Annotated in this window: 12 protein-coding genes; 4 read left to right on the top strand and 8 right to left on the bottom strand. The window is 63.8% G+C overall.

Features of this window, described 5'->3' with window-relative positions; translation table 11 throughout:
• Positions 1 to 64: 64 nt before the first annotated feature.
• From E2I15_RS26805 to E2I15_RS26770, 8 genes are all read right to left on the bottom strand, one after another.
• The gene (locus E2I15_RS26805) at positions 65 to 1,291 is read right to left on the bottom strand and encodes an ABC transporter substrate-binding protein (protein WP_137481078.1); all 1,227 of its coding nucleotides are present in this window, start codon (positions 1,289 to 1,291) and stop codon (positions 65 to 67) included.
• Between the two features lie 278 nt (positions 1,292 to 1,569).
• Positions 1,570 to 2,796 (bottom strand): ABC transporter substrate-binding protein, encoded by a 1,227-nt coding sequence (locus E2I15_RS26800; RefSeq protein WP_137481079.1) that lies wholly within the window; start codon positions 2,794 to 2,796, stop codon positions 1,570 to 1,572.
• Between the two features lie 118 nt (positions 2,797 to 2,914).
• Entirely contained in the window at positions 2,915 to 4,144 is a 1,230-nt protein-coding gene (locus E2I15_RS26795; protein ID WP_137481080.1) for an ABC transporter substrate-binding protein, read from the bottom strand.
• 29 nt (positions 4,145 to 4,173) lie between these two features.
• The gene (locus tag E2I15_RS26790) at positions 4,174 to 5,196 is read right to left on the bottom strand and encodes a branched-chain amino acid ABC transporter permease (protein ID WP_137481081.1); all 1,023 of its coding nucleotides are present in this window, start codon (positions 5,194 to 5,196) and stop codon (positions 4,174 to 4,176) included.
• A 2-nt stretch (positions 5,197 to 5,198) separates the two neighbouring features.
• Positions 5,199 to 6,077 (bottom strand): branched-chain amino acid ABC transporter permease, encoded by an 879-nt coding sequence (locus E2I15_RS26785; RefSeq protein ID WP_137481082.1) that lies wholly within the window; start codon positions 6,075 to 6,077, stop codon positions 5,199 to 5,201.
• 13 nt (positions 6,078 to 6,090) lie between these two features.
• A complete protein-coding gene (locus E2I15_RS26780; protein ID WP_137481083.1) occupies positions 6,091 to 6,804 on the bottom strand; it encodes an ABC transporter ATP-binding protein in 714 nt (237 codons plus the stop codon).
• Positions 6,801 to 7,598, bottom strand: a complete 798-nt coding sequence (locus tag E2I15_RS26775) for an ABC transporter ATP-binding protein (protein WP_137481084.1) — start codon at positions 7,596 to 7,598, stop codon at positions 6,801 to 6,803. Before E2I15_RS26775 ends, E2I15_RS26780 begins: the two co-directional genes overlap by 4 nt.
• Positions 7,599 to 7,667: 69 nt before the next feature.
• Positions 7,668 to 8,534 (bottom strand): IclR family transcriptional regulator, encoded by an 867-nt coding sequence (locus E2I15_RS26770; protein WP_137481085.1) that lies wholly within the window; start codon positions 8,532 to 8,534, stop codon positions 7,668 to 7,670.
• 180 nt (positions 8,535 to 8,714) lie between these two features.
• Here E2I15_RS26770 and E2I15_RS26765 point away from each other — a divergent pair, with 180 nt between their 5' ends.
• From E2I15_RS26765 to pimC, 4 genes are all read left to right on the top strand, one after another.
• Positions 8,715 to 10,811 (top strand): 3-hydroxyacyl-CoA dehydrogenase NAD-binding domain-containing protein, encoded by a 2,097-nt coding sequence (locus tag E2I15_RS26765; protein WP_137481086.1) that lies wholly within the window; start codon positions 8,715 to 8,717, stop codon positions 10,809 to 10,811.
• 156 nt (positions 10,812 to 10,967) lie between these two features.
• A complete protein-coding gene (pimA, locus tag E2I15_RS26760; protein WP_137481087.1) occupies positions 10,968 to 12,653 on the top strand; it encodes a dicarboxylate--CoA ligase PimA in 1,686 nt (561 codons plus the stop codon).
• A complete protein-coding gene (locus E2I15_RS26755; protein WP_137481088.1) occupies positions 12,650 to 13,837 on the top strand; it encodes an acetyl-CoA C-acyltransferase in 1,188 nt (395 codons plus the stop codon). Before pimA ends, E2I15_RS26755 begins: the two co-directional genes overlap by 4 nt.
• A gap of 177 nt (positions 13,838 to 14,014) precedes the next feature.
• A complete protein-coding gene (pimC, locus tag E2I15_RS26750) occupies positions 14,015 to 15,205 on the top strand; it encodes a pimeloyl-CoA dehydrogenase large subunit (RefSeq protein ID WP_057016017.1) in 1,191 nt (396 codons plus the stop codon).
• The last annotated feature ends 112 nt before the right edge of the window (positions 15,206 to 15,317 follow it).

Raw genomic sequence — 15,317 nt, 5'->3', positions numbered from 1 at the left:
GCCTCAATGAGAAGCCCCTGCGGCAAACGCCGCAGGGGCCGTATCTTTGGTCGGTCTTTCCGGCCTAACCGCCGACGTCGGCGCTCAGGACCTCGCCGAAGCGCTCCCAGGTCTCGCCCTTGAAGCGGATCAATTGCAGTTGCGAGAGCGGCGCGAAATCGGTCGGCGAGGTGTTGACCTTGACGCCGGGCAGCAGGCCGCCGGGCTCGTAATCGCGAATGCTGGCCGCCTGCTTCATGATGTTCTCGCGGGTCAGATTGTCGCCGCAGGCCTTGAGCACATGGACCAGGCCCTGCGAGACGATATAGGCGTACATCACGGAGGCATCGGCCCGGTTCGCTTCCGGATAGTACTTATCGAGGAATTCGTTCCAGGCGATCATCGCCTTGTCGGTCTTCCACTGCGCGTCGGTCGGATCCTTGAAATATTGCGACGAAATGATGTCCTGGGCGTTCTCGAAGCCTGCGGGCTTGATCACGCTGCCGATCGATCCGGACACGTTGTTGAGGAAGTGCAGCGGCTTCCAGCCGAGCTCGGCGTTCTTCTTGATCGCTTGTGCAGCGAATTTCGGCGTGGTGATGTTGAAGAACACGTCGGCGCCGGAGGCCTTCAGCCTGACGATGTGGGAGTCGATGGTCGGCTCCGTTACCTCGTAGCTGTCCTCGGCGACGATCATCGACGCTGTCTTGCTGCCGAGCCCGTCCTTGAATCCCTTCAGATAGTCCTTGCCGTAATCGTCGTTCTGGTAGAGCACGGCGATCTTGGCGTCCGGCTTGTTCTTCAGGATGTACTTCGCATAGATGATGGACTCGCTCTGGTAGTTGGGCTGCCAGCCCATGGTCCAGGGAAAGTCCTTCGGGTCGTTCCACTTGGTGGCGCCGGTGGCAACGAACAGTTGCGGCACCTTCTTCTGATTCATGTATTTCTGGATCGCCGAATTCGGCGGTGTGCCGAGCGAATTGAAGATCAGCAGCACCTCGTCGCTCTCGACCAGCTTGCGCGCCTGCTCGACGGTTTTCGGCGGCGTATAGGCGTCGTCGTAGCTGATGAAGGTGATCTTGCGGCCGTTGATGCCGCCCTCGGCGTTGATCTTGCGGAAATAAGCCTCCTCGGTCTTGCCGATCACGCCATAGGCGGACGCAGCTCCGCTATAGGGCATGATGTTGCCGATCCTGATCTCGGTGTCGCTGGCGCCGGTGTCGTATTTCTTCTGGGCAAACGCAGCGCTGCCGGATGCGGCGACGAGCGCAAGCGCAGCAGCAAATGCCGTCAATTGTCGTATTCCAGACATGCCGTTTCTCTCCCTGATTGCAGATGATGTGTCGCGGCCCCCTGTTTCGAGGGCTCATTATTGATCGTAAAAACTATCATCTTACCTGGGGTGTCTCAATGAAAAGCCCCTGCGGCATTGCCGCAGGGGCTGCGTCTTTAGTCGATCACCCTCAAGGCGGGCCGCTGCTCAAAAATCCGCCAACGCGTTCGCTTGTGCGCCGCGCCAACCGCAGAGATTGCGGTCGGGTAGAGCGGCGCCGTTGAGTTGAGCGCGGATCGAACAGACCGGCGTGCCGATCAGTTGCTCAGATTGCTTGAGATGATGTCGCCGAACAGCTCCCACTTTTCGCCCTTGAACCGCATCAAGCGCAGTTGCTTGATCGGTGCGAAATCGGTGGCCGACGTGTTGATGCTGATACCCGGCAGCAGCGTATCGGGGACATAATCCTTCAGGCTTGCGGCCTGCTTCATGACATTGGCGCGGGTGAGGTCGTCGCCGCACATCTCCAGCACCTTCACCATGGTCTGCGCGGCGGCGTAACCGAAGGCGGTGGCGCCGTCGAGCTTGTTGGCGTCCGGATAATTCTTCTTGAGGAAGGCGAGGAATTTCTCCATGCCGGGATCCTTGGCCCACTGCGGATCGGCGCCGTCCTTGAGATAGGACGCCGACAGGATACCCTGCGAATTCTCGAAGCCCGCCGGCTGCATCACCCCGCCGACGGAGGCCGAGACATTGGCGACGATCTGCAACGGCGTCCACGCGATCTCGGCGGCCTTCTTGATCGCCTGTGCCGCGAATTTCGGCGTCGTGATGCTGACGAAGGTGTCGGCACCGGCGGCCTTCAGCTTGACGATGTGACTGTCGATCGTGGGCTCGGACGTCTCATAGGCCTCCTCGGCGACGATCATCGATGCCTTGTCGCCGAAGGCGTCCTTCAGGCCCTTGAGGTAGTCCTTGCCGAAATCGTCGTTCTGGTAGAGCACGGCGACCTTGGCGTCGGGCTTGTGCTTCATGATGTATTTTGCGTAGACCCGCGCTTCGTCCTGGTAGGACGGCTGCCAGCCCATGGTCCACGGATAATCTTTCGGGTCGTTCCACTTCGAGGCGCCGGAAGCGATGAACAGCTGCGGCACCTGCTTCTCGTTCATGTATTTCCTGATCGCCGCGTTGCTCGCGGTGCCGACCGATCCGAACAGCAGCAGCACCTCGTCGTTCTCGACCAGCTTGCGTGCCTGCTCCACCGTCTTGGGCGGCGAGTAGCCATCATCGTAGGAGATGAACTTGATCTTGCGGCCGTGGATGCCGCCGGCATCGTTGATCATCCTGAAGTAGGCCGCCTCGGTCTTGCCGATCACCCCATAGGCCGACGCGGGACCGCTGTAGGGCATGGTGTTGCCGATCTTGATCTCGGTGTCGCTGGCCCCGGTGTCGTATCTCTTCTGAGCCTGCGCGACATTGCAGCTCGTCAGGATCAGAGCGAATGCGGACAACAGCGCCGTCAGGGACGGACGTGCGGCAGTCATGGTTTCCCCACCTCGGGTTCTTTGTTTGGAGTATTCAATACCATCGGCGCGGGGCGTCAACAAAAAGCCCCCGCGACGGATATCGCGGAGGCTGTTGTTTTATTCCCGCAGTGCAACCTCACTCGGAGGGGACGTCGCCGGAAATGATCTCACCGAACAGTTCCCATTTCTGACCCTTGAAACGCTGCATCTGCAGCTGGGCGATCGGGGCGAAGTCGGTGGCCGAGGTGTTGATCTTGACGCCGGGCAGCAGAGTGTCGGGCGTAAAGTCCTTCAGGCTCGCCGCCTGCTTCATGACGTTGGCGCGGGTGAGATCGTCGCCGCACATTTCGAGCACCTTGGCGAGCGTCTGTGCGGCGCCATAGCCGTACACATAGCCGCCGTCGGTCTTGTCGGCGCCCGGCATGTACTTGTCGAGAAACTCGGCCCACTTCTTCATGCCGGGGTCGTTGGCCCACTGTGTGTCGGCGCCGTCCTTGGCATAGGCCGCCGACAACACGCCTTGCGCGTTGTCGAAGCCGGCCGGCTGCATCACGCTGCCGACCGAGGCCGACACGTTGGTGATGATCTGCAGCGGCTTCCAGCCGAGCTCGGCGGTCTTCTTGATGGTCTGCGCGCCGAACTTCGGCGTGGTGTAGATCAGCAGGACGTCGGGATTGGCGGCCTTGATCTTGACGATGTGGCCGTCGATCGACGGCTCCGAAATCTCATAGCTCTCCTCCATGATGATGCTGGAGGCCGCCTTGGCGCCAAAGCCGTCCTTGGTGCCCTTGAGGTAGTCTTTGCCGAAATCGTCGTTCTGATAGAGGATCGCGATCTTCGCGTCGGGCTTCTCCTTCATCAGCCACTTGGCGTAGATCTGCGCTTCGCTCTGGTAGCTCGGCTGCCAGCCCATGGTCCACGGGAAGTTCTTCGGGTCGTTCCACTTGGTGGCGCCGGTCGCGACGAACAGCTGCGGGATCTTCTTGGAATTCAGGTATTTCTGGATCGCGGTGTTGGACGGGGTGCCGAGCGGGTTGAAGACGAGCAACACCTCGTCGCTCTCGACCAGCTTGCGCACCTGCTCAACCGCCTTCGGCGGCGAATAGGCATCGTCATAGCTGACGAAGTTGACCTTGCGGCCGTTGATGCCGCCGCGATCGTTGATCATCTTGAAGTAGGCTTCTTCGGTCTTGCCGATCACGCCGTAGGCGGAGGCTGGTCCCGAATAGGGGATGATGTTGCCGACCTTGATCTCGGTATCGCTCGCGCCGGTGTCGTATTTCTTTTGGGCGAATGCGGTCGTGGACGTCGCGGCAACAGCGACGATCGCCGCGGAAATCGCGGCGATCCGAACGGTAGAAAGCATAATATCTCCTGGTTTGCTTCTATAGGCTGTCAGTTTTTCTTGAACCTTGCGACCAGTTGCTGGGCAACGATCGCAACCTGCCTGGCGCCGTGCGGCACGAGGAAGATGACGAGGAACAGCAGCACGCCGAACACCGCGCCCGAAAGGCCCTTCGAAATGCCCTCGGCGATGTTGGGCACGAAGATGATGAAGGCGCTTCCCACGATCGAGCCGGGCAGCCAGCCGACGCCGCCGACCACCATGCCGAGGAACAGCGAGATCGCGAGCTGGATGGTGTAGCCGTCGGGCGCCACGAACTGCACCGCGATGGCGCCGAGACCGCCGGCAACGCCGGTGATGCCGGCCGAGACGCCGAATGCCAGCGTCTTGTACAGGGCGACGTCGACACCCATCGCGGAGGCCGCGATCTCGTTGTCGCGGATCGCCATGAAGGCGCGGCCGGAGCGCGAGCGCAGCAGGTTCACCGAGGCGACGTAGATCGCGATGGTGACGACCAGCGTGAAGTAATACAGCCACATGTCCTGCGACAGCGGCAGGCCGAACGGGGCGTCCGGCTTGGTCACCACGAGACCCTGCACGCCGCCGGTCCAGTGCTCGAAATAGCCCAGCTTGAGCAGCTGTGGCATCGCGGTGGCGAGCGCGAAGGTCGCGAGCGCCAGATAGACGCCGGAAAGCCGCAGCGCCGGCTGGCCGAACAGGAAGCCGAAGCCGAAGCAGATGATGCCGGCGATCGGCAGCGTGAGGGCATAGTTCATGCCCGCATGCTCCATCAGGATCGCCGAGGTATAGGCGCCGACGGCATAGAACGCGCTCTGGCCGAGCGAGAACTGGCCGCTTCCGCCGGTCAGGATGTTGAGCGCCAGCACCGCAAGGCCGTAGATCAGAAGCATCGTCATCTGGAAGATGATGAAGTTCTTCACGAACAGCGGGATCAGAACCAGCGCGGCAAGCACCACAAGCGACGTGCCGTAGCCGAGCGTCATGGCACGCTTCGGAACCGCCTCTACGGCCTGACCTTCGGTGGGGACTTCGACTTCTTCAGCGGCGCTCATGATCAAACTCGCTTCACGATGGCGCGGCCGAACAGGCCTGCCGGTTTCACGACCAGGACGACGATGATCAGCGCAAGCGCGATCGGAAGTTTCAGCTCATTGCCGACGCCGGGGATGTAGGTGCCGACGAGGTTCTCGAAGACGCCGACCAGGAAGCCGCCCATGACGGCGCCGAACGGGCTCGACAGGCCGCCGAGCACGGCCGCGGCAAACCCGTAGATCAGTACGCCGAGCATCATGTTCGGCTCGAGGAACACCACAGGTGCGATCATCATGCCGGCGATCGAGCCGATCGCGGATGCCATGCCCCAGCCCAGCGCGATCATCCACGAGGTGTTGATGCCGACGAGGCGCGCCGATTCCGGCAGCGAGGCTGCCGCGCGCATCGCCAGACCCACCCGGGTGAAGCGGAAGAAGAAGAACAGCAGGAGCAGCATCAACAGCGTGATGCCGATCATGCCGGCCTGGTGGGTCGAGATCAGCTGGCTGCCGAGGAACGGCGAGGAGCCGAACGGCGTCGGATACTGCTTGATGGTAAAGTCCCAGATCAGGCCGGCGACCGAGTTGATGATCGCATAGAGCGCGATGAAGCCGGCGACGTTGGTCAGGATCGGCGCCTTCGCCAGCGGCTTGAACAGCAGCCGCTCGATGACGATGCCGGCGACGAACGAGAACGCGACGGTGAGCACGAAGGCGCCCCAGTACGGCACGCCCCATTGCATCAGTTGCCAGGACACGAAGGTCGAGAACATCGCCATTTCGCCCTGGGCGAAATTCAGATGGTCGATGGCCTGGTAGATCATGACCACCGCGAGCGCCATGCAGGCATAGATCGCGCCGGTGGCGATGCCGGCCAGGACCTGGTTGGCAAAAAGCTCCATTGTGCCAGCTCCCTCAGTAGCCGAGATAGGATTTGCGGACGTCTTCGTTGTTCGCGATGTCCTTGGCATTGCCCGACATCACGATCCGTCCGGTTTCGATCACATAGGCCTGGTCGGCGAGCTCGAGCGCGAGCTGCGCATTCTGCTCGACCACCAGGATGGTCACCTTTTCCTCGCGATTGATCTTGCCGAGGATGCGGAACAGGTCGCGTACGATCAGCGGCGCAAGACCGAACGACGGCTCGTCCAGCAGCATCAGGCGCGGCCGCAGCATCAGCGCGCGCGCCACCGCGAGCATCTGCTGCTCGCCGCCGGACAGCGTGCCGGCCTGCTGGGTGTAGCGCTGCTTCAGCACCGGGAAATGCTCGTACATCCGCTCGATGTCGCCGCCGATCGCCTTCTTGTCGGCACGGCTGATGGCCCCTAACTGCAGGTTCTCCTCCACCGTCATGTTGGTGAAGGTGCCGCGGCCCTGCGGCACGTGGGCAATGCCGAGGCGGACCACGTTTTCGGTTGAGCGCGTGCCGATCGGCTTGCCCTCGAACTCGATCGCGCCGGTCGAGCGCACCATGTTGCAGATCGCCCGCAGCGTCGTGGTCTTGCCGGCGCCGTTGGCGCCGAGCAGGGTGGTCAGCGAGCCCTCGTTGAGCGAGAAGGTGAGGCCGTGCAGGGCCTGGACCTGGCCGTAATAGGCGCGCAGGTCCTTGACGTTGAGCATCGCTGTCATTGGTCCTTGCTCCCCAGATAGGCCTTGATGACATCAGGGTCGGCCTGGACCTGGGCCGGCGTGCCTTCGGCAAGCTTGCGGCCGAAATTGAGCGCGACGACGTGGTCGGCGATCGACATCACGAGACCCATGTGATGCTCGACCAGCAGCACGGTGATGTGGCGGTCGTCCCGGATTTTGCGGATCAGGTCGCCGAGCACATAGACTTCCTCGTGATTGAGGCCGCCGGCCGGCTCGTCGAGCAGCAGGATCTTCGGGTCCGCGGCCAGGGCACGCGCCAGCTCGACGCGCTTCTGGGTGCCGAACGGAAGTCCCGAGACCACGGTGTGGGCGACGTCCTCGAGGTCGAGATAGCCGAGGATGTCGTGCACCTTCCTGTTCATGTCGGTCTCGCCGCGGCGGACCCAGGCGAGGCGCAGCGAGTCGCTGACGATGTCGCTCGAGGTGCGCGCATGGGCGCCGACGCGCACATTGTCGATCACGGACAGGTTGGGAAACAGCGCGACGTTCTGGAAGGTGCGGCCGATGCCGATCTCGGCGATCCGGTGCGGCGGCCGCGACAGGATGCTCTTGCCTTCCATCAGGATGTCGCCGGACGACGGCTGATAGAGCCGCGACAGGCAATTGAACAGCGTCGTCTTGCCGGCGCCGTTCGGCCCGATCAGTCCGAGGATATTGCCCTTGCGCATGTCGAACGACACGCCGTTGAGAGCGATGATGCCGCCGAACACGACGCTGACGTCGCGAACCGCGAGCAGGGGATCATTCCCCTGCGCGAGTTGTGCCTGCGTCATCTCGTCTCGCCCGCCATCGTCGAGCGGTGCGAGCGGCCCTGCGACGTGCTTCGCAGGACGTGATGGATGCTATCTGATCCCCTCGGCCAAACGTGCAACTTTCCCTCCTACTCTGGTCTTTTTGCTTTGTTCTTTTTTGGATTGCGGCGCCATTCCACCGAGCGCCTGCTCGATGTTCCTTACCATCGCCACAAGACGAGGTCCAATGTCGTTGAGCAATCTGTCTTCCGTGAAGCGGAATGCCGGTGCGCCGCAATTGAAGGCATAGGGACCGGTTCCGTCGTTCAATCTCAATGCAACGCCGACTGCGGCGACGTCGTTCTGCCAGTCGCCTGCGGACATCGTGAAGCCGTGCTTCGCGACCGTCTCGCCGGAGCGCTCGATGCCGTCGCGCATCTTGGCCCAGCGGCTGCCGTAGTGATCGCGCAGCTCACGCAGTAAAGCCGCGCGTTCGTCGGGCGGCAATGCCCAAATATAGGCACGTCCCATCGCCGTGGTTGCGATCGGCACCCGCGAGCCGACGTCGAGTTGCACGCCGAGCGCCAGGCCGTTCCGGCTCTGGCCGAAATAGATCATGCTGTGGCGGTCGCGGCCGCCGACGGCGACCGCGCCGCCGGTCGCGCGCATCACTTCTTCTCGATAGGGCTCGGACAAATGCCGAACGCCGAGATTGGCGAGCGCGGCGTAGCCGAGTGCCATCGCCGACGGTGCGAGCTGGTACTTCTCGAACTTCGGTACAGGTGTAAGGTATCCCAGCTTGGTGAGCGTGTAGGTCAGTCGGGAAATGGTTGGCTTCGGTAACTTGGTGCGGGCTGCAATCTCCTGATTGCCGAGCAGCCCGTCATTGGGTTGGAATGCGCGCAGGACGTCCAGTCCGCGGGAAAGCGCGACGACGAAATTGCGATCGGTCGCGGCTTTCTTGCTAGCGCGCTTCATTCCTCTCCTTGCCCTGCCCTTGTCATGCTCGTTGACAAGGCACGTGCTTCAAAATAACCCTCCATGTCAAGATGTGGAATTAAATTTCGCAGTGCGAAATTGGTCTAATCGTAGCGGCTCAACGCAAGTCGTGCAGCTACTCAACACAAGTTCAAGAACAAGCATCCAGGGAGAGTCCCGGTGAGTGAAGTCGTCAAGCTCGAACGTCATGACAATATTGCCGTCGTCACGGTTAACAGTCCGCCTGTGAATGCGCTGAGCGCCGCGGTGCGCGGCGGCATCTTCGAATGCATCAAGAGCGCGATCGATGACGCGCAGGTTCAGGGCATCGTGCTGACCTGCGCCGGCCGCACCTTCATCGCCGGCGCCGACATCACCGAATTCGGCAAGCCGCCGAAGCCGCCCGGGCTCGCCGAAGTGCTGAGCCTGATGGAGAGTTCGCCGAAGCCGATCGTTGCCGCGATCCACGGCACCGCGCTCGGCGGCGGCCTCGAGGTCGCGCTGGCCTGTCATTACCGTGTCGCCACCAAGGACGCCAAGCTCGGTCTGCCCGAGGTGAAGCTCGGCCTGCTGCCGGGCGCCGGCGGCACCCAGCGCCTGCCGCGCGCGGTCGGTCCCGAGCTCGCGGTCAAGATGATCGTCGGCGGCGATCCGATCGGCGCGGACGCGGCGCTGAAGGCCGGGCTGATCGAAGAGATCGTCGAGGGACCGGCCTCGGGCGGTGAGGCATTTGCGCGCAAGGTGGTCGCCGAGAAGCGTCCGCTGCGCAAGCTGCGCGATGACGACAGCAAGCTCGCCGCGGCCAAGGCCGACCGTTCGATCTTCACCAATGCCGTCGCTGCGCTGACCAAGAAGTCGCGCGGCCTCGAGGCGCCGTTCGCCGCGGCCGACGCCGTCGGCGCCGCGATCGACCTGCCCTTCGATGAGGGCCTGAAGAAGGAGCGCGAGGGCTTCCTCAAGCTGATGAACGGCGACCAGTCCAAGGCGCAGCGCTACGCCTTCTTCGCCGAGCGCGAAGCCGCCAAGATCTCCGGTGTCCCCGAGGGCACCAAGGGCCGGAACGTGGCGCGCGTCGCCATCCTCGGCGCCGGCACCATGGGCGGCGGCATCGCGATGTCGTTCGCCAATGCCGGCATCCCGGTCACCTTGATCGAGACCGGCGAGGAGCAGCTCAAGCGCGGCATGGGCATCATGCAGAAGAACTACGAGGCGACCGCCGCGCGCGGTGGCATCCCGGCGGACGCGCCCGCCAAGCGCATGGCGCTGATCAACGGCGTCGTCGGCATCGAGAACGTCGGCGATGCCGATCTCGTGATCGAGGCGGTGTTCGAGACCATGGCGGTCAAGAAGGAAGTGTTCGGCAAGCTCGACCAGTATGCCAAGCCGGGCGCGGTGCTGGCCTCCAACACCTCCTATCTCAACATCGACGAGATCGCGAAGTCGACCAAGCGTCCGCAGGACGTGCTCGGCATGCACTTCTTCTCGCCGGCCAACGTCATGAAGCTGTGCGAGATCGTGCGCGCCGACAAGACCGCGCCGGATGCGCTGGTCACCGCCGTCTCGATCGCCCGCAAGATCGCCAAGGTGCCGGCAGTGGTCGGCGTCTGCGACGGCTTCGTCGGCAACCGCATGCTGGCGCAGCGCGGCAAGCAGTCCGAGAAACTGTTGTTCGAAGGCGCCCTGCCGCAGCAGGTCGACGCCGTGGTGACGAAGTTCGGCATGCCGATGGGCCCGTTCGCGATGGGCGATCTCGCCGGTCTCGATATCGGCTGGCGCTCGCGCAAGGACCGCGGCATCAAGTCGGAGATCGCCGACGCGCTCTGCGAAGCCGGCCGCTTCGGCCAGAAGACCGGCAAGGGCTACTACAAGTACGAGCCGGGCTCGCGCGCGGCGCTGCCCGATCCGGAGGTCGAGAAGCTGATCGACGAGACGCTGGCGCGCCTCGGCCGCAAGAAGCGCGTCGTCAGCGACGACGAGATCCTCGAGCGCATGATGTACCCGATGATCAACGAAGGCGCGAAGATCCTCGCCGAGGGCATCGCGGCGCGTCCGTCGGATATCGACGTGGTCTGGCTCTATGGCTATGGCTGGCCGATCTATCGCGGCGGTCCGATGTTCTGGGCCGACACCGTCGGCCTCAAGCACATCGCTGATCGCCTGGCTTTCTACGCCAAGGAGACCAACGATCCCTCGCTCGAGCCGGCGCCGCTGCTCAAGAAGCTCGCCGACGAGGGCAAGACCTTCGCCTCGCTCGCCGCGCCGTCGAAGGCGGCGTGATCGAGCGACGGCCCAACCATGTGTCGTTCCGGGGCATCGCAAAGCGATGAACCCGGAACCCATGGCGCCGTCGAACGAGTGGATTGATGGATTTTCGGGCCTGGCCCTTCGGGCCATCCCGGAATGACGATCTTTAGAGTCCCTGCGAAGGCATCCATGACCTATCCCGGCGAACAATATTATCCCAACGGCGTGCGGTGGAGCGACGAGATCACGCGCGGCACGCTGCCGGACCTGCTCTCGAGCGCCGCCGCCGAGTTCGGCGCGCGCCCGGTGCTCGAATTCCGCGACCGGCCGATCAGCTACGCCGAGCTGGAGGCCCTGGTCGAGACCGCCGCTGCCGCCTTCATGCGGGCCGGCTACGGCAAGGGCACGTCGGTCGCGCTGTTCCTCGGCAATTCGCCTGACCATCCGATCAATTTCTTCGGGGCGCTGAAGGCCGGCGCCCGCGTCGTGCACCTGTCGCCGCTCGACGGCGAGATTGCGCTGTCGCACAAGCTCTCCGACTCCGGCGCGCGGGTGCTGGTCACCAGCAATCTGTCGGCGCTGTTGCCGACCGCGCTGAAATTCCTCGCCAAGGGTCTGCTCGACCGCCTCATCGTCTGCGAGGACGACCATTGGGGCAAGGTCGGCACGCCGCAAGCCGCGCTGCCCGACAATCCCGCTGTGATCACGCATCGCCAGTTCATCGACGGCGCGATCAGGCCGTCGCAATGGCCGGCGGTCGACGTCGAGGACGTCGCGCTGCTGCAATATACCGGCGGCACCACCGGCCTGCCCAAGGGCGCCATGCTCAGCCATGGCAATCTCAGCGCGGCGGTGTCGATCTACGACGTCTGGGGCAGGCCGGGGCGGCTCGAACGCAATGCGATCGAGCGCGTGATCTGCGTGCTGCCGCTGTTTCACATCTACGCGCTGACCGTCGTGCTGCTGTCGGCGATCCGGCGCGGCCATCTGATCTCGCTGCACCAGCGCTTCGACGTCGAGGCCGTGATGCGCGACATCGAGGTCAAGCGCGCGACGGTGTTTCCCGGCGTGCCGACGATGTGGATCGCGATCGCCTCGCTGCCCGATCTCGACAAGCGCGATCTCTCTTCGCTGGTGGTCGCCGGCTCCGGCGGCGCGCCGCTGCCGGTCGAGGTGGCGAAGATCTTCGAGCGCCGCGTCGGCATGAAGCTGAAGAGCGGCTGGGGCATGACCGAGACCTGCTCGCCCGGCACCGGCCATCCCAAGGAGGGGCCGGAGAAACCGGGCTCGATCGGCTTGATGCTGCCCGGCATCGAGATGGACGTGGTGTCGCTGGAGGATTCCACCAGGGTGATGCCGGTCGGCGAGGTCGGTGAAATCCGCATCCGCGGCCCGAACGTCACCAAGGGCTACTGGAACAGGCCCGCGGAGACCGCGGAGGCCTTCGTCGGCGACCGCTTCCTCACCGGCGACATCGGCTATATGGACGCCGACGGCTATTTCTACCTGGTCGACCGCAAGAAGGACATGATCATCTCCGGCGGCTTCAACGTCTATCCGCAGATGATCGAGCAGGCGATCTACACCCATCCTGCCGTGCAGGAGGTGATCGTGATCGGGATTCCCGACGATTACCGCGGCGAGGCGGCCAAGGCCTTCATCAAGCTGCGCGACGGCGAGAGGCCGTTCTCGATCGACGAATTGCGCGCCTTCCTCACCGGCAAGGTCGGCAAGCACGAATTGCCGGCCGCGGTCGAATTCGTCGACGAGCTCCCGCGCACCCCGGTCGGCAAGCTGTCGCGTCACGAATTGCGCCAGCAACAGCCGAAAACATCCCAAGCCACTCAACAACAGACTGCAGGATCCCGTTCATGACCGACGCCGTAATCGTCTCCACCGCCCGCACGCCGATCGGCAAGGCCTATCGCGGCGCGCTCAACGCCACCGAAGGCGCGACGCTGCTCGGTCACGCGATCGGCGAAGCGGTGGTGCGGGCCAAGGTCGATCCGAAGGAAATCGAGGACGTCGTGATGGGTGCGGCGATGCAGCAGGGTGCGACCGGTGGCAACATCGCGCGCAAGGCGCTGCTCCGCGCCGGGCTGCCGGTGACGGTGGCCGGCACCACCATCGACCGCCAGTGCGCCTCCGGTTTGCAGGCGATCGCGCTCGCCGCGCGCTCGGTGATCTTCGACGGTGTCGAGATCGCGGTCGGCGGCGGCGGTGAATCGATCTCGCTGGTGCAGAACGACAAGATGAATTCGTTCCACGCCCAGGATCCGGCGCTGCTCAAGATCAAGGGCGAGGTCTACATGCCCATGATCGACACCGCCGAGATCGTCGCCAAGCGCTACAACATCTCGCGCGAGAAGCAGGACGAGTATGGGCTGGAAAGCCAGCGCCGCACCGCGGCCGCGCAGCAGGGCGGCAAGTTCAAGGAAGAGCTCGCGCCGATCACCACCATGATGGCGGTCACCGACAAGGCGACCGGTGCCGTCACGATGAAGGAGGTGACGTTGTCGCAGGACGAAGGTCCGAGGCCGGAGACCACGGCCGAAGGCCTTGCCAGCCTCAAGCCGGTGCGCGGCGAAGGTTTCACCATCACCGCCGGCAATGCCAGCCAGCTCTCGGACGGCGCCAGCGCCTCCGTGATCATGAGCGACAAGGAAGCCGCCAAGCGCGGGCTGAAGCCGCTCGGCATCTTCCGCGGCTTCGTCTCCGCCGGCTGCGAGCCGGACGAGATGGGCATCGGCCCGGTGTTCGCGGTGCCGCGGCTGCTGAAGCGCCACGGCCTCAAGGTCGACGACATCGATCTCTGGGAGCTCAACGAGGCGTTCGCGGTGCAGGTGCTCTATTGCCGCGACAAGCTCGGCATCGATCCGGAGAAGATCAACGTCAATGGCGGCGCGATCTCGGTCGGCCATCCCTACGGCATGTCGGGTGCGCGGCTCACCGGCCACGCGCTGATCGAGGGCCGCCGCCGCAACGCCAAATACGCCGTCGTCACCATGTGCGTCGGTGGCGGCATGGGCGCGGCCGGCCTGTTCGAGGTGCTGCAGTGACGATGTCGTCCCGGCCAAGCGAAGCGCGAGCCGGGACCCATACGCTGCGGCCCTGGTAAGGGGCAGAGTGGCGGCCGGCTTTGCCAGTTGCGATGGCCGGTGGTTATGGGTCCCTGCTTTCGCAGGGACGACAGCGAGAGAGTTAGAAGGGTAATTGAATTTCAAAAGGAGGATCCGATGGATCTCGCTTTCACCAAGGAAGAGATAGCGTTTCGCGAGGAGGTGCGGGAGTTCTTCAAGAACAACGTGCCGCCGGAGACCCGGCGCAAGCTGCAGGAAGGCCGCCATCTGTCGAAGGACGAGATGGTCACCTGGTGGCGCATCCTCAACAAGAAGGGCTGGGGCGTCACCCACTGGCCGAAGGAATATGGCGGCACCGGCTGGAGCACCGTGCAGCACTACATCTTCAACGAGGAGCTGCAGTCCTATCCCGCGCCGCAGCCGCTCGCCTTCGGCGTCAGCATGGTCGGCCCGGTCATCTACACCTTCGGCAACGAGAAGCAGAAGAAGGAATATCTGCCGCGGATCGCCAATGTCGACGACTGGTGGTGCCAGGGCTTCTCGGAGCCGGGTTCGGGTTCGGACCTCGCGTCGCTGAAGACCAAGGCCGAGCGCCGTGGCGACAAGTGGATCATCAACGGCCAGAAGACCTGGACCACGCTCGCCCAGCACGCCGATATGATCTTCTGCCTCTGCCGCACCGATCCGGCCGCGAAGAAGCAGATGGGCATCTCGTTCATCGTGTTCAGCATGAAGTCGAAGGGCGTCACCGTGCGCCCGATCCAGACCATCGACGGCGGCCACGAGGTCAACGAGGTGTTCTTCGACGACGTCGAGGTGCCCTACGAGAACCTGATCGGCGAAGAGAACAAGGGCTGGGATTACGCCAAATTCCTGCTCGGCAATGAGCGCACCGGCATCGCCCGGGTCGGCGTGTCGAAGGAGCGGCTGCGCCGCATCCGCGCGCTGGCCTCCAAGGTCGAGGCCGGCGGCCGTCCGGTGATCGAGGATCCGGCGTTCCGCGAGAAGCTCACAGCCTGCGAGATCGAGCTGAAGGCGCTCGAGCTGACCCAGCTCCGCGTCGTCGCCGACGAGGGCAAGCACGGCAAGGGCAAGCCCAATCCGGCCTCCTCGGTGCTCAAGATCAAGGGCTCGGAGATCCAGCAGACCACCACCGAGCTGCTGATGGAGATCATCGGCCCGTTTGCCGCGCCCTATGACGAGCACGGCGATGCCGGCTCGAACGAGAGCATGGATTGGACCGCGCAGATCGCGCCGAGCTACTTCAACAACCGCAAGGTTTCGATCTACGGCGGCTCCAACGAGATCCAGCGCAACATCATCAGCAAGGCCGTGCTGGGGCTGTAGTTTCCTCTCTCTTTCCCCGCGCTTGCGGGGAGAGGGTTGGGGTGAGGGGCATCTCTCCAAGCAACGACTGCCGAGAGACCTGTACCCCTCACCCGGATCGCTTCGCGATCCG

Source organism: Bradyrhizobium sp. BR2003, from assembly GCF_009720285.1.
Classification (GTDB): Bacteria; Pseudomonadota; Alphaproteobacteria; order Rhizobiales; family Xanthobacteraceae; genus Bradyrhizobium; species Bradyrhizobium elkanii.
Note: the sequence above shows the minus strand (reverse complement) of the source record. Positions and strands in the feature narration are given on the sequence as shown.

Excerpts from the sequence above, each read along its gene's own strand:
- E2I15_RS26805 (WP_137481078.1), bottom strand. The coding sequence starts at position 1,291 with ATGTCTGGAATACGACAATTGACGGCATTTGCTGCTGCGCTTGCGCTC.
- E2I15_RS26800 (WP_137481079.1), bottom strand. The coding sequence starts at position 2,796 with ATGACTGCCGCACGTCCGTCCCTGACGGCGCTGTTGTCCGCATTCGCT.
- E2I15_RS26795 (WP_137481080.1), bottom strand. The coding sequence starts at position 4,144 with ATGCTTTCTACCGTTCGGATCGCCGCGATTTCCGCGGCGATCGTCGCT.
- E2I15_RS26790 (WP_137481081.1), bottom strand. The coding sequence starts at position 5,196 with ATGAGCGCCGCTGAAGAAGTCGAAGTCCCCACCGAAGGTCAGGCCGTA.
- E2I15_RS26785 (WP_137481082.1), bottom strand. The coding sequence starts at position 6,077 with ATGGAGCTTTTTGCCAACCAGGTCCTGGCCGGCATCGCCACCGGCGCG.
- E2I15_RS26780 (WP_137481083.1), bottom strand. The coding sequence starts at position 6,804 with ATGACAGCGATGCTCAACGTCAAGGACCTGCGCGCCTATTACGGCCAG.
- E2I15_RS26775 (WP_137481084.1), bottom strand. The coding sequence starts at position 7,598 with ATGACGCAGGCACAACTCGCGCAGGGGAATGATCCCCTGCTCGCGGTT.
- E2I15_RS26770 (WP_137481085.1), bottom strand. The coding sequence starts at position 8,534 with ATGAAGCGCGCTAGCAAGAAAGCCGCGACCGATCGCAATTTCGTCGTC.
- pimA (WP_137481087.1), top strand. The coding sequence starts at position 10,968 with ATGACCTATCCCGGCGAACAATATTATCCCAACGGCGTGCGGTGGAGC.
- E2I15_RS26755 (WP_137481088.1), top strand. The coding sequence starts at position 12,650 with ATGACCGACGCCGTAATCGTCTCCACCGCCCGCACGCCGATCGGCAAG.
- pimC (WP_057016017.1), top strand. The coding sequence starts at position 14,015 with ATGGATCTCGCTTTCACCAAGGAAGAGATAGCGTTTCGCGAGGAGGTG.